Below are 12,782 nucleotides of genomic sequence, written 5' to 3' on the forward strand. Positions count from 1 at the left end.
ACGCTCTAGGCGATGTGTCCTCCCGCGACCGTCTCGTCCTCGATCTCCGATTCGTCCTCGGCGTCCGTGATGTAGTCGTCGACGAGGTGAGTCGGCAGGGTCGAGCGCACGGCCAGCCAGTAGATCAAGGCCGAGACGCCGAGGTTGATGAGAAAGACCCAGAAGAACATCCTCTTGTCGAACTCGGCGCCGAACAGACCCGAGCTGAAGAAGTAGCTCACGAGGCCGAACAGCACGAACCACGGGATGATCCACACCGCTGAGGTGCGGAAGAAGAGCGGCGGCTGCGCGCTGCGCCGACCGAACACCTGGAACAGCACGAGCACGACGTAGCCGATCAGGATCGTCACCAGCAGCCTCGAGTTCGTGGCCCATCCGGCCCAGAACATGATCATGTTCGCGCTGTAGAAGGCGAGGAACGGGATGATGTCGCCGCCCGGCAGACGGAACGGCCGGGGTCGGTTCGGGTACTTGCGCCGCAGCACTGCGAGCACCAGCGGTCCCGAGCCGAACGACATTACCGTGGAGGTCGTGATGAACCCGACCAGCGACTGCCAGCTCGGGAACGGCAGCAGCAGCACGATGCCGACGCAGAACGTCACGACCAGGCTCCAGTGCGGCACACCGTGCTTGTTGTTCGACGCCAGCCACCGCGGCGCATTCGCGTTGCGCCCCATCGCGTACGACACGCGCGAGGCGATCGTCGTGTAGATGAGGCCGGTGTCAGCCGGCGAGATGACCGCATCGAAGTACAGGATGTACGCGAGCCACGCGAGTCCCGCCATGCTCGCCAGTGCGGCCAGCGGCCCGAAGTCGTTCGTGAACGCGAGCCCGGCCCATCCGCCCGACTTCTGCAGCACCGACTCGGGCACGGCGAGGGTGAACGCGACCTGCAGCAGCATGTACAGGATCGCGCAGAGGACCACCGACCCGATCAGCGCGAACGGGATGTTGCGATGCGGGTTCTTCGTCTCGCCGGCCAGTTCGATCCCCTGACGGAACCCCAGATACGAGAACGTGATGCCCGCCGTCGAGATGCACACGAAGACCGCCGCGAACCCGCTGGGCGCGAAACCGTACGAGGTGAAATTGGCCGGCGTCCCCATCTGCGTCGTGCCGAGCGCCGTGATGAGGAACACGAGGATCACCAGGATGATGACCCCGAGCTTCCACCACACCAGCACATTGTTGATCTGCGCGAACAACCGCACGCCGAAGTAGTTCAGCACCACGAACAGGGCGAGCAGCAGAATGGCCACCACCATGCCCATCGGCGTCAGCACCTGGGCGGTGCCACCGGCATCGGTGGCACGCACCGTGAACGGCGCGAACTTCGTCGCGTAGGTGAGCGCCCCGGTCACCTCGATCGCGGGCACGGCCGCCGAGGCGATCCAGGTGATGAACCCGAGCGAGTAGCTGCCGAACGAGCCCCAGACCAGGTGGGGGTAGCGGACGACACCGCCCGAGATCGGGAACATCGGCCCGAGCTCCGCGTAGCAGAGCCCGATCAGGATGATCATGATCGCGGCGATCCCCCACGAGAAGATCGCGGCGGGCCCGGCGATGGCCGACGCGTGGAACGCGCCGAACAGCCAGCCCGAGCCGATGATCGACCCGACGGCGGTGAACAGCAGACCGATGGGCCCGAGGCTCCTCTTCAGCTTGTGCTGCGGCGGGGCGCTGGTCACATCGTGTTGTATCGCGGACATCTTCGTCTCCTTCTGTCGGCATCGTCAGTCAGGAGAACCGTCGGCCCATCGGTCGGGCGGAACCCGGACGGAAGGCTACGCCCGCCGAGAACTGCCGGCACGGGTTCATAACGAACTCCAAGCCGACGCAGGAGAGGGGTGGATGCCGCGGCTCAGCGCCGCCCGGTGCCGAAGAGACCGCGGATGATGCCGCCGACGACGGTCTGCGTGGTCCGCGAGCCGAGGATCTCCTCCAGGGGCGAGGTCTGCGTCTTCCGGGCGGTGCGGGTGGTGCCGGCGGTCTTGCGCATGATGCGCTCGTACTCGGCCTGCGCCTTCTTCTGCGCGGCGGCCTCGGCCTTGTCCATCGCGGCCTTCTGCTTCGCGTCCTCGGCGTCGGCCTTCGCCTTCTGCGCGGCGGCCAGCTCGGCCGTGTGCGCCTGCTCGGCGGCGTTCATCTTCGCGGCGAGGATCTCGCGTGCCGACTCACGGTCGATGGCGGTCCCGTACTTCGCCAGCAGCGGCGATGCCTTCACGGCTGCGGTGATCTGCGGGTCGGGCGTGGGCTCCATGAGGCCCTGCGGCGCACGCATGCGCGTCCAGGCCACCGGCGTGGGCGCCCCCTTCTCGCTCATCACGGTGACGATCGCCTCGCCGGTGCCGAGCTCCTGCAGCACCCGCTCCAGGTCGTACCCCGAGGTCGGATAGGTGCCGACGGTGGCACGCAGCGCCTTGGCGTCGTCGGGCGTGAACGCCCGCAGCGCATGCTGCACGCGGGAACCGAGCTGTCCGAGCACGTCGGAAGGCACGTCCTTGGGCGTCTGCGTCACGAAGAACACGCCGACGCCCTTCGAGCGGATGAGGCGCACGGTCTGCGTGATCGAGGCGAGGAAGTCCTTCGAGGCGTCCTTGAACAGCAGATGCGCCTCGTCGAAGAAGAACACGAGCTTCGGTTTGTCGGGGTCGCCCACCTCAGGGAGGATCTCGAACAGCTCGGCGAGCAGATACATGAGGAACGTCGAGAACAGCTCGGGCTTGTCGATGACCCCCGGCACCTCGAGCAGGCTGATGACGCCGCGGCCGTCGGACGCGGTGCGCAGGAAGTCCTTCACGTCGAACTCGGGCTCGCCGAAGAACACGTCGGCGCCGGCGTCCGCGAAGGTGATCAGCTCGCGCAGGATGACCCCGGCCGTCGCCGCCGACAGACCGCCGATGCCCTTCAGCTCGGCCTTGCCCTCGTCGCCGGTGAGATAGGTCAGCACCGCGCGCAGGTCCGACAGGTCGACGAGTGCCAGCCCCGCCTCGTCGGCGTAGTGGAACACGAGGCCCAGGCTCGACTCCTGCGTCTGGTTGAGCCCGAGCACCTTGCTCAGCAGCAGCGGGCCGAACGCGGTCACCGTCGCCCGCACCGGTATGCCCTTGCCGACGCCGCCGAGCGCGAAGTACTCGACCGGCGATGCCGTCGGCTTCCAGTCCTGCCCGATGGCCTGCGTGCGCGCCAGAAGCTTGTCGCTCGACTCCCCCGCCGTCGCGATGCCCGACAGATCGCCCTTGATGTCGGCGGCGAACACCGGCACGCCCTGTGCGGCCAGCTGCTCGGCGAGGCCCTGCAGCGTGCGGGTCTTGCCCGTGCCCGTAGCGCCGGCCACCAGTCCGTGCCGGTTGAGCATCGCCAGCGGGATGCGGATCTGCGCCGACGCGTCGGGCTCGCCGTTCACGAGCGCGCCGAGGTCGAGCGTGGCGGCGTCGAAGGTGTATCCGTCGATGATCTCCTGCACCTCGTCGGCCGTGAGCGGCGCATCGGACGGAGGGGTGGATGCCGCGGGCTCGGCCGCCGCGGCCGGCTGCGGCGCGGGCGGCGCGGGCGCGGGCGCCGGCGCGGCTGCCGCCGGTGCGGCGGCGGGCGCGGCATCCCCGGCCTTCGCCTTCGCCGCCTCCGCCTCGGCGGCGGCGAGCGCGGCCTTGGCCTGTGCGGCTTTCAGTGCGGCGTCCGCGGCCTCCGCTTCAGCGCGCAGACGGGCGAGTTCGGCTTCGGCGGCGGGGTCGCTCATGCGCTCAGCCTAGCCAGGCATGCGACGCGGCGATACGGCAGGATGGGCGCCATGGGCACGATCCGTCAGACCCTGCGCCGCGCCATCGCGCCGCTCACCCAGACAGCGGCGTTCCGCCACGTCGGGCGACGCGTCATGCCGGTGCTGGAGAGGGCGTTCGCGGTCGTCGCCCGCGGAAGGATGCCGATCAGCGGCATCCTCGTCCCGTCCCTCACGCTGCGCACGATCGGCGCGCGCTCCGGAGAGCCGCGCGACGTGCAGCTGATGTACACGCCCGACGGCGCGGGGTGCGCGATCGTGGCCGGAACGAACTTCGCCGGCACGCGGCATCCCGCCTGGACGACGAATCTGCTCGCGCACCCCGATGCCGAGATCGTCGTGCGCGGTCGCCGTCTGGCCGTGCGCGCGGAGCGGATCGGCGATGCGGATCGGGATGCCGCGTGGGCCCGGATCGAGGCGCAGTGGCCGAACTACCGCTCGTATGAGCGGGAGTCCGGCCGCACCGTGCGCCTGTTCCGGCTGCGCCCCGTGCGCGAGCTCGGGCGGGTCTGACTCAGCCCTTCGTCGCGCCGGCGAGCAGCCCTCGGACGAAGAACCGCTGCAGGGCGAAGAACACGATCAGCGGCACGATGATCGAGATGAAGGTACCGGCCGATTGCAGGTACCAGCGGTCTCCCCAGGTGCCCGACAGCGAGTTCAGCGTCTGTGTCAGCGGCAACGATGAGCTCGGCGCGAAGATCGTCGCCACCAGCAGGTCGTTCCACACCCACAGGAACTGGAAGATCGCGAACGACGCGATGGCCGGCATCGCCAGCGGGATGATCATGCGGAAGAAGATCTGCCCGTGGCCGGCGCCGTCCACGCGCGCCGCCTCGATCAGCTCGCCCGGGATCTCGGAGATGAAGTTGTGCAGCAGGAAGATCGCCAGCGGCATCGCGAAGATCGCGTGCGCGATCCACACCGTCGCGAAGCTGTGCTCGACGTCGCGCAGCGTGAAGCCGGGGAAGATCCCGACGCCGGCGATCGTGAGTCCCCGCGAGAAGAGGCTCAGCAGCGGCACGAGCGCCATCTGGATGGGCACGATCTGCAGCGCGAACACCGCGACGAACAGCGGACTGCGCCCCTTGAACGGGATCCACGCGAACGCGTAGGCGGCCAACGCCGCGATGGCGATCGGGATCAGCGTCGCCGGGATCGCGATGGCCAGCGAGTTGATGAACGATTCGCCCAGGGTCAGCGCCGTGCCGCCCGCGGTGAGCGCGTCGAAGTAGTTCGAGAGCGTGAAATTGGGGTCGACGAAGACCGTCCACCAGCCCGTCGTGTTCGAGTCGGCACCGGGCCGGAACGACGTGACGAACAGGCCGAAGGTGGGGATCGTCCAGATGACCGCGATGATCGCGGCGGCCAGCGTCGCGCCGCGCGAGGTGAGCTTCTTGCGCGCGTCGCGCTCGGCCTTGCGGCCCGCCCGACCGCTGACGACCTGCGTGGCCTGCGTGTCGGCGGGGGTGTCGAGGTGCACGGTGGCCATCAGCGGATCTCCTTCTGCTTGCGCATCTGCACGACGTTGTAGATGATCAGCGGCAGCACGAACAGGAAGAGCACGACGGCCAGCGCCGACGAGTGCCCGTAGCTCTGGAAGCGCTGCTGCTGGTTGACCATCTCGAAGCCGAGCACCGAGCTGTTCGACCGGCCGCCGGTCATCACCGCCACGATGTCGTACACCTTCAGCGCCGCGATCGTGATCGTGGTCAGCACCACGATCAGCGAGCTGCGGATGCCGGGGATCGTCACGTTGAAGAACCGCTGCATCGCCGACGCGCCGTCGAGCTGCGCGGCCTCGTGCTGGTCGGCGGGGACCGCCTTGATGGCGGCGGAGAGGATGACCATCGCGAAGCCGGTCTGGCTCCAGATGAACACCGCGAGAAGGCAGAACGTGTTGATGAGCGGCTGGGCGTCGAGCCAGCCGACCGGCTCGCCCCCGAACCAGGTGATGATGGCGTTGAGCAGACCGATCTGCTGCCCCTGCCGGTAGTCGTACACGAACTTCCAGATGATGCCGGCACCCACGAACGAGATCGCGACGGGCATGAACACCCAGAGCTTGAGGAACTTCTCACCGCGCGCCCGGTCGACGAACGCCGCGTAGACGAGGCCGATCGCGGTCGCGATGGTGGGAGCGAGCAGGGCCCAGATCAACGTGTTGATGACCGACCAGAACCCGTAGGGGTTCGTGAAGGTCCACACGTAGTTGTCGAACCAGACGAACTGGGTGCCGGTCTTGTCGAAGAACGACTTCACGAACGTCGAGATCGCGGGGTAGATGAGGCCGATGAGCAGCAGGATGGCCGCCGGGGCCATGAAGACGATGAGCTGGAAGACGTAGCCCGCGCCCTCCCGTGCCCGGTAGTCGGCGAAGAACAGGATGGCCCCTGCCAGCAGCGCGATGCCGACGACGTAGACGACCGAGTTCTGGTACGGCCGCAGCACCATGAAGGCGAGCACCGGGATGAGGAAGCAGGCGGCCAGCCGCATCCAGAAGTATGCGCGTCCGGGGCGCGGCGCGTACTCGATGAGCAGAAGGATGACGCCGACCACGGCCGCGAACAGCACGACGACGATCGGGATCTGGATGAGCGGGTTGAGCGCGCCGATCCAGACGAAGAAGCTGTTCAGCGAGAAGCCGAGCGTGGTGGGGACGGCGTCGTCGGCGGGGCCGCCCACCAACAGGAAGACGAAGAGCGCCACGACGAGGATCGCCGCGACGAGGATGATGATGCCGGTGACCTTCCGCGACAGCTGAGCTGGTCGCGGGGCGGTGATCGGCTGCTCTGACACGGTCGCCATTGTCCTGCCTTTCTGGCCGGTGCCTTCACATCTTGGGGAAGAGGGAGGGCGGATGCCCGGCGTGGGCATCCGCCCTCCCGTCAAACCGGTGGCGGCTAGTTCTCGTAGCCCGCCTGGATCGCCTTGAGCACGTCATCGGTCGACATGCCGTCGATCCAGCTGGTCATGCCCTTCCAGAACGATCCCGAACCCACCGTGGCGGGCATCAGGTCGGACGCGTCGAAACGCATCGTCGTGTTCGGGTCCTGCAGGATCTTCATGGCCTCGGTGAGGAACTCGCTGGAGGCCAGCGACGGGTCGGCGCCCTTGTTGGCCGAGATCACGCCGCCGAGCTTGACGCGCGCGTTCGCGAACTCCGGCGTGGTCATGTACTCCTGGACCTTCTTGACGGCCTCCGAGTCGGTGAAGCGCGCGACGAACTCGCCGCCGCCCTCGACCGACGACGAGTCCTCGGTCAGACCCGGCAGCACGAACGCGTAGACGTCGCCGTCGGGGGCGACGGTGGGCGTCTCGCCGTCCTTGTTCTTCACGTCGAGGAAGTTCGACGAGAGGAACGAGGCCTGGTGCGTCAGCGCGCAGGTGCCGTCGGCGACCTTCGCGGCGACGTCGGCGAACGCCGTCGAGTTGATGCTCTTCACGTCGCCGAAGCCGGCGTTGACGTACTCGGGGTTGAGGAGGATCTCCCCCACCGCGTCGAACGCCTTCTTGATCTCGGGGTCGGTGAACTTCACGTCGCCGGCGACCCACTTGTCATAGACGTCGGGGCCGGACTGGCGCAGGACGAGGTCCTCGATCCAGTCGGTGCCGGGCCAGCCCGAGGCGTCGCCCGACGAGAAGCCGGCGCACCAGGGCGCCTTGCCGGTCTTCTCCTGGATGGTCTTGGTCAGGGTGAGCAGCTCGTCCCAGGTCTTCGGGACCTCGACACCCCACTCCTTGAACTCCGACGGCGAGTACCAGACGTAGCCCTTGACGTTCGCGAGCATCGGTGCCGCGTAGAAGGTGCCGTCGGCGGTGCCGTAGCTCTTCCAGTCCGCGCCCCAGTACTTGTCGACGTTCGCGCTCACCGTGTCATCGGCCTTGAGCACGTCGCCCGTCGCGATCAGCGACTTGAGCAGGCCGGGCTGCGGCACGATGGCGATGTCGGGGGCGGAGCCACCCGTCACCTTCGTGACGATGTTGCCCTCGAAGCTCTTGTCGCCGGTGTACTCGACCTTGATCCCGGTGTCTTTCGTGAACTGGTCGAACGACTGGCTCAGCAGATCGGCCTCCGAGCCGGTGATGCCGCCCGAGATGTGAACGGTCTGGCCCTTCACGTCTCCGCTGTCGCCGCCGCCCGAGCCGGTCTCGGCACAACCGGTCAGCACGACTCCCGCGACGCCCACGAGGGCGAGCGGGAACATCACGGAGCGTCGAATGGACTTGTCCATGTGGTCCTCCTCATTAAGGTGCAGGGGCGCATGCGACCGGTCGGGCCGGCGCAAGCGCTTACAGTGACGGTACCGGCGGGATCCGCGCATTTCAACACGAGCGCGGTAACGGGTTGATAACCTGTGGGAGCGGTCCCACGATCACATCCGCGACTCGGTGCGCCGCAGCCAGGCCCGCTGCACCAGGAATGCGATTCCGATCAGCACAATCCCCACGCCGCCGATCGCCCAGACCAGCGCGAGCAGCTCGGCGCGCATCGGCACGAGTTGGAAGAACCACGTCGTCAGCGGCATCCAGATGACGATCAGATAGCCCGCGACCATGGCCGCGACGATGAGCGCCTTGATCCAGGTGAGCGGCTGCGAGACCAGCACGAGCACCCAGAGTCCGAGGATCGCCAGCAGCGTGGTGGACGCCGTGCGCACCTCATCCATGGGCAGCAGCCACACCTCGCGCCCGATGCGCGAGAGCACCGTCATCCCGATTCCGACGACGAAGCCGGCCGGAACGGCCAGCGTCAGGGTGCGGCGGAGGAAGCCGGGCCGGTAGCGGCGCGCGTTCGGCAGCAGCGCAAGGAAGAACGCCGGGATGCCGATCGTGACCCCATCGGTGACCGACAACTGTCGCGGCAGGAACGGGATGCGCATGATGAGCGCGCCGAAGAGGATGCTGATGACCGCCGCGTACACGGTCTTCGTGAGGAACAGCACCGCCACCCGCTCGATGTTGGCGATCACCCGGCGGCCCTCGTCGACCACGTGCGGCAGGTGCTCGAAGCGGCCGTCCAGCAGCACGAGCTGCGCGACCGCCTTGGTGGCCGCCGATCCGCTGTTCATCGCGATGCCGATGTCGGCCTGCTTGATCGCCAGGGCGTCGTTCACGCCATCGCCGGTCATCGCCACCGTGTGCCGGTGTCTCTGCAGCGCCACGACCATGGTCTTCTTCTGCTCGGGTGTCACGCGGCCGAACACGGTGTGCGCGTCCATGGCGTCGGCCAGCTCGTCCGGGTCGTCGGGAAGTGTGCGGGCGTCGCATCCCGATCCCGCGTCGATGCCCACCCGGCGTGCGATCGCGGCGACGGTCTCATGGTTGTCGCCCGAGATGACCTTCACGGTCACGCCCTGCCGGGCGAAGTACTCGAGGGTGGATGCCGCATCCTCGCGCACCCGCTCGCGCAGGGTGAGCAGCGCCACGGGGTGCAGGTCGTCGGGCCGCCGCTCGGCGGCGACGTCGTCGGGAGTCAGCGTGTGCGCGCTGCGTGCGAGCAGGAGCGTGCGGTGGCCGCTCGCCGCGAGCTCGTGCACCGCGGACGCCAGGGTCGCCTGGCCCTCTTCGGCCGACTCCCCCTCCCACGGCACGGCCCGGTGCAGCGCATCGTCGACCACGAGCGCGGGAGCGCCCAGCACCCAGGTCCCGGGAATGCCCGCGAGGGTCACCGCGCTCCATTTGCGCGCCGACGAGAACTCGATCTCGTGCGCAGCCGCGGGCAGGCTCTCCGCCGTGTAGTGCGCGGCGAGGCTGCGCGCGGTCGCGTTGGCCTCGGGGTCCGCGCCGAACCACGCGAGCGCCGTGCGCCAGCCGTCGGCGCTGCGCGTGTCGAGCGGGTGCTCGGCGGCGAAGGCGATGTCGCCGTAGGTGAGGGTGCCGGTCTTATCGAGGCAGACGACGTCGACGCGGGCCAGGCCCTCGACCGCCGGCAGCTCCTGGACGAGCACCTGCTGGCTCGCGAGGCGTGCCGCGCCCACCGCGAAGGCGATGCTGGTCAGCAGCACCAGCCCCAGGGGGATCATCGCGATGATGACGGCGATGGAGTCGACGGCGGCGATCGTCCATGCGCCGCTGCGCAGCGCGTGCCCCCAGCCGCCGTGGATCTGCACCTGCGCGTTGGTCACCAGCAGCGCGACGGGGCCGATCCCCCACGCCACCCAGGCGAGGATGCGGTTCACCGACCGGCGCAGCTCGCTTCGCGCGAGCTGGAACCGCTTCGCCTCGTGCGCGAAGCGGTTGGCGTACGCGTCGGCGGCGACGCGGACGGTGCGGGCGATGCCGTGACCCGCGACCACGATCGATCCCGAGAGCACCTCGTCGCCGGCATCCTTCTCCACCGGATCCGCCTCGCCGGTGAGCATCGACTCGTCGATCTCCAGCCAGCTCTCGCGCACGATCACGGCGTCTGCCGGCACCTGGTCGCCCGCGCGCAGCACGAGCAGGTCGTCGATGACCACGGCACCCGGCGCGATCTCGAGGTCGACGCCGTCGCGGCGCACGCGCGCGTGCGGGGCGTTCAGCAGCGCGAGCCGGTCGAGCGCGATCTTGGCGCGGATCTCCTGATAGCTGCCGATGATGGCGTTGAAGATCGCCGCCAGGCCGAACAGCGCATCCTGCCAGTGACCGAGGACGAGCAGCGCCGCGAAGCACGCGAGGACGATGCCGTTGAACAGGGTGAAGACGTTCGCGCGGACGATCGTCCACCAGGTACGGCTGGTGTCGGCGGTGAAGGCGTTCGTGCACCCTGCGGCGGTGCGCGCGGCCACGTCGGCGGCGCTCAGGCCCGCGAGATCATCAACGGGTACCGCAGGGGTGGGCGCCGCGGCATCCATGCCCTCAGCGTAGACGAGCGAAGGCCCCGAGCGCAGTGCTCGGGGCCTTCGAAGGTGTCAGGCGGACCGGAGTGCCGGCCCGCCCGGACTCACTTGAGGGTGACGGTGGCGCCGGCCTCTTCCAGAGCGGCCTTGGCCTTCTCGGCGGCGTCCTTGGCGGCGCCCTCCAGAACCGGCTTGGGCGCGCCGTCGACGACAGCCTTCGCGTCACCGAGGCCGAGCGAGGTGAGCTCGCGGACGACCTTGATGACCTGGATCTTCTTGTCGCCGACCGACTCGAGGATGACGTCGAACGAGTCCTTCTCCTCGGCCTCTTCGGCCGGGGCGGCGCCACCGGGCGCAGCAGCGGCCACGGCGACCGGAGCGGCGGCGGTGACCTCGAAGGTCTCCTCGAACTTCTTGACGAACTCGCTGAGCTCGATGAGCGAGAGCTCCTTGAAGGCGTCGAGCAGCTCGTCAGTGCTGAGCTTTGCCATGATGTTTCTCCTTGATCGGGGTTTGTTCTAGCCGTGCCCTGTTCAGGCAGCGGACTCCTGCTTCTCACGCAGCGCGTCGACCGTGCGAACGGCCTTCGACAGCGGCGCATTGAAGAGATATGCCGCCTGGAACAGCGAGGCCTTGAAGGCGCCGGCGAGCTTCGCCAGCAGGACTTCACGGCTCTCGAGGTCGGCGAGCTTGGTGACCTCTTCCGGGGTCAGAGGGGCTCCGTCGAAGAAGCCTCCCTTGACGACCAGCAGAGGGTGTGCCTTGGCGAAGTCGCGCAGGCCCTTCGCGACGGCGACCGGGTCACCGTGCACGAACGCGATGGCCGACGGACCCTTGAGGTCGTCGTCCAGCGTCGAGATCCCCGCCTTGTTGGCAGCGATCTTGGTCAGCGTGTTCTTCACCACGGCGTACTCCGCGTCCTGACGGATGCTGTTGCGGAGCTCCTTGAGCTCGGCAACCGTCAGACCGCGGTACTCGGTGAGCAGAACGGCAGTCGAGTCCTCGAAGTTCTTCGTGAGCTCGGCGACCGCCTGGTCCTTCTGCGCCATGGCCACTCCTTGTCTGTACCTGGCGTCCCGCGGTGGCGGGGCGCCTGCCTCAGATCTCCGTGACACGGGCAACAGAAAAGCTCCGGCGCAGGGCGCACGGAGCTTCAAGAAGATCTATCGTGACACCTGCGCGGGCCCCTGCGATGCAGTGCTTCGATCCGTTCGCTTGCGCGTGCGGATGACCGGCGGTCTTCGGCTCCGACAAGTCTACGTGATGCCGCAGGGTGCGCCAAATCGAGCCGGCTCTCTGTTCCTCCACAGTCGGGGCCTTCGCGGCTCTCTCCACAGAAGAGGGGTGGATGCTGCAGCCTCGGCGCCTCCGCGTCGGAGGGCGCTCCTACTGTCACGGGCATGCTGCACCTCGTCGGCCCCGCCCCGCTCTCCCGCGAACCCGCCTATCCCGTTCCCTGGATCGTCGATCGCGACGAGCTGCCATGGTGCACGCTGCGCAACGTCAGCGACGAACGGCTGACCGACGTCTCGACGCAGTTCTTCGGTGACGGGTGGGTGGAGCCCGCCGTTCCCCGCTCGCGCGTTGGACCGGGTGAAGAGCTGCGCTTCGTGTTCTTCGGCGAGCGCGCGTTGGACTCGGGTCGGGTGACCGTGCATTGGCGCCGGCCCGACGGCACGGAGTATGCGTGGACGTTCGTGTGCTGAGCGGTGGGGTGCGAGTCAGGCGCTGCGGTCTCGGCGTCAGGCGATGCGGTCGCGCGGGCGCCAGAATCGCTCGTCGACCTCGCTGACCTTGGTCGGCCGGTCGCCGCCCTCGAGCGCGTACGGGTCGATGTCGCGGAAGAGCTCGGCGAGGTCCACTTCGAGCACGCCCGCGATCTTCAGGAGCGTGACCAGCCGCGGATTCGACCCCGCCTCGATCTTGCGGATGTTCGAGACGTCGAGGTTCGCGACCGCGGCGAGCCCGTCGACCGTGAGCTTGCGCGCGTTGCGGTGGGCCGCGAGGCGGCGCCCCAGCTCGATGCGGGGGTCGATCGACTTTTCGGGCACCAACCTTGTGTACCGAGACGCGGGATGTCGAGCGAAGCGTTATTAGCTCGTGTGTTTGTCCTCGCGTTTATAACCTCCTACTCTCAGAGCGTGATGCCTCGCTACGTGCTCGCCCTCTCCCCTGTCCGGATCGCG

Annotated in this window: 11 protein-coding genes; 2 read left to right on the top strand and 9 right to left on the bottom strand. The window is 68.3% G+C overall.

Annotated features, from left to right (window positions below; all coding sequences use genetic code 11):
* Positions 1 to 5: 5 nt before the first annotated feature.
* Both ABMQ42_RS09055 and ABMQ42_RS09060 read right to left on the bottom strand, forming a co-directional pair.
* The gene (locus tag ABMQ42_RS09055; RefSeq protein WP_349722645.1) at positions 6 to 1,709 is read right to left on the bottom strand and encodes an APC family permease; all 1,704 of its coding nucleotides are present in this window, start codon (positions 1,707 to 1,709) and stop codon (positions 6 to 8) included.
* A gap of 152 nt (positions 1,710 to 1,861) precedes the next feature.
* Positions 1,862 to 3,739, bottom strand: a complete 1,878-nt coding sequence (locus tag ABMQ42_RS09060) for a helicase HerA-like domain-containing protein (protein WP_349722646.1) — start codon at positions 3,737 to 3,739, stop codon at positions 1,862 to 1,864.
* 51 nt (positions 3,740 to 3,790) lie between these two features.
* Here ABMQ42_RS09060 and ABMQ42_RS09065 point away from each other — a divergent pair, with 51 nt between their 5' ends.
* Entirely contained in the window at positions 3,791 to 4,291 is a 501-nt protein-coding gene (locus tag ABMQ42_RS09065; RefSeq protein WP_349722647.1) for a nitroreductase family deazaflavin-dependent oxidoreductase, read from the top strand.
* 1 nt (position 4,292) lies between these two features.
* On the opposite strand, the gene ABMQ42_RS09070 is transcribed toward ABMQ42_RS09065, so the two are convergent.
* The 6 genes from ABMQ42_RS09070 to rplJ form a co-directional block, all read right to left on the bottom strand.
* On the bottom strand, positions 4,293 to 5,267 hold the full coding sequence (locus ABMQ42_RS09070; RefSeq protein ID WP_349722648.1) for a carbohydrate ABC transporter permease: 975 nt from the start codon (positions 5,265 to 5,267) through the stop codon (positions 4,293 to 4,295).
* Positions 5,267 to 6,583 carry a carbohydrate ABC transporter permease gene (locus ABMQ42_RS09075; protein WP_349722649.1) on the bottom strand — a complete coding sequence of 439 codons (1,317 nt, stop codon included), beginning with the start codon at positions 6,581 to 6,583 and terminating at the stop codon, positions 5,267 to 5,269. Before ABMQ42_RS09075 ends, ABMQ42_RS09070 begins: the two co-directional genes overlap by 1 nt.
* 95 nt (positions 6,584 to 6,678) lie before the next feature.
* Entirely contained in the window at positions 6,679 to 8,010 is a 1,332-nt protein-coding gene (locus ABMQ42_RS09080) for an ABC transporter substrate-binding protein (protein WP_349722650.1), read from the bottom strand.
* Between the two features lie 141 nt (positions 8,011 to 8,151).
* Positions 8,152 to 10,611 carry an HAD-IC family P-type ATPase gene (locus tag ABMQ42_RS09085; protein ID WP_349722651.1) on the bottom strand — a complete coding sequence of 820 codons (2,460 nt, stop codon included), beginning with the start codon at positions 10,609 to 10,611 and terminating at the stop codon, positions 8,152 to 8,154.
* 89 nt (positions 10,612 to 10,700) lie between these two features.
* Positions 10,701 to 11,087, bottom strand: a complete 387-nt coding sequence (gene rplL, locus ABMQ42_RS09090; RefSeq protein ID WP_349722652.1) for a 50S ribosomal protein L7/L12 — start codon at positions 11,085 to 11,087, stop codon at positions 10,701 to 10,703.
* A gap of 42 nt (positions 11,088 to 11,129) precedes the next feature.
* A complete protein-coding gene (rplJ, locus tag ABMQ42_RS09095; protein ID WP_349722653.1) occupies positions 11,130 to 11,645 on the bottom strand; it encodes a 50S ribosomal protein L10 in 516 nt (171 codons plus the stop codon).
* 351 nt (positions 11,646 to 11,996) lie between these two features.
* Here rplJ and ABMQ42_RS09100 point away from each other — a divergent pair, with 351 nt between their 5' ends.
* On the top strand, positions 11,997 to 12,302 hold the full coding sequence (locus ABMQ42_RS09100) for a hypothetical protein (RefSeq protein ID WP_349722654.1): 306 nt from the start codon (positions 11,997 to 11,999) through the stop codon (positions 12,300 to 12,302).
* A 36-nt stretch (positions 12,303 to 12,338) separates the two neighbouring features.
* On the opposite strand, the gene ABMQ42_RS09105 is transcribed toward ABMQ42_RS09100, so the two are convergent.
* Positions 12,339 to 12,647: a helix-turn-helix domain-containing protein gene (locus ABMQ42_RS09105; protein WP_349722655.1), complete on the bottom strand. Its 309-nt coding sequence runs from the start codon at positions 12,645 to 12,647 to the stop codon at positions 12,339 to 12,341.
* Positions 12,648 to 12,782: the final 135 nt, after the last annotated feature.

The organism is Microbacterium sp. KR10-403, from assembly GCF_040196215.1.
Classification (GTDB): domain Bacteria; phylum Actinomycetota; class Actinomycetes; order Actinomycetales; family Microbacteriaceae; genus Microbacterium.

Bases quoted from the DNA above. Each gene is read 5' to 3' on its own strand.
- ABMQ42_RS09055 (WP_349722645.1), bottom strand. From the start codon at position 1,709: ATGTCCGCGATACAACACGATGTGACCAGCGCCCCGCCGCAGCACAAG.
- ABMQ42_RS09060 (WP_349722646.1), bottom strand. From the start codon at position 3,739: ATGAGCGACCCCGCCGCCGAAGCCGAACTCGCCCGTCTGCGCGCTGAA.
- ABMQ42_RS09065 (WP_349722647.1), top strand. From the start codon at position 3,791: ATGGGCACGATCCGTCAGACCCTGCGCCGCGCCATCGCGCCGCTCACC.
- ABMQ42_RS09070 (WP_349722648.1), bottom strand. From the start codon at position 5,267: ATGGCCACCGTGCACCTCGACACCCCCGCCGACACGCAGGCCACGCAG.
- ABMQ42_RS09075 (WP_349722649.1), bottom strand. From the start codon at position 6,583: ATGGCGACCGTGTCAGAGCAGCCGATCACCGCCCCGCGACCAGCTCAG.
- ABMQ42_RS09080 (WP_349722650.1), bottom strand. From the start codon at position 8,010: ATGGACAAGTCCATTCGACGCTCCGTGATGTTCCCGCTCGCCCTCGTG.
- ABMQ42_RS09085 (WP_349722651.1), bottom strand. From the start codon at position 10,611: ATGGATGCCGCGGCGCCCACCCCTGCGGTACCCGTTGATGATCTCGCG.
- rplL (WP_349722652.1), bottom strand. From the start codon at position 11,087: ATGGCAAAGCTCAGCACTGACGAGCTGCTCGACGCCTTCAAGGAGCTC.
- rplJ (WP_349722653.1), bottom strand. From the start codon at position 11,645: ATGGCGCAGAAGGACCAGGCGGTCGCCGAGCTCACGAAGAACTTCGAG.
- ABMQ42_RS09100 (WP_349722654.1), top strand. From the start codon at position 11,997: ATGCTGCACCTCGTCGGCCCCGCCCCGCTCTCCCGCGAACCCGCCTAT.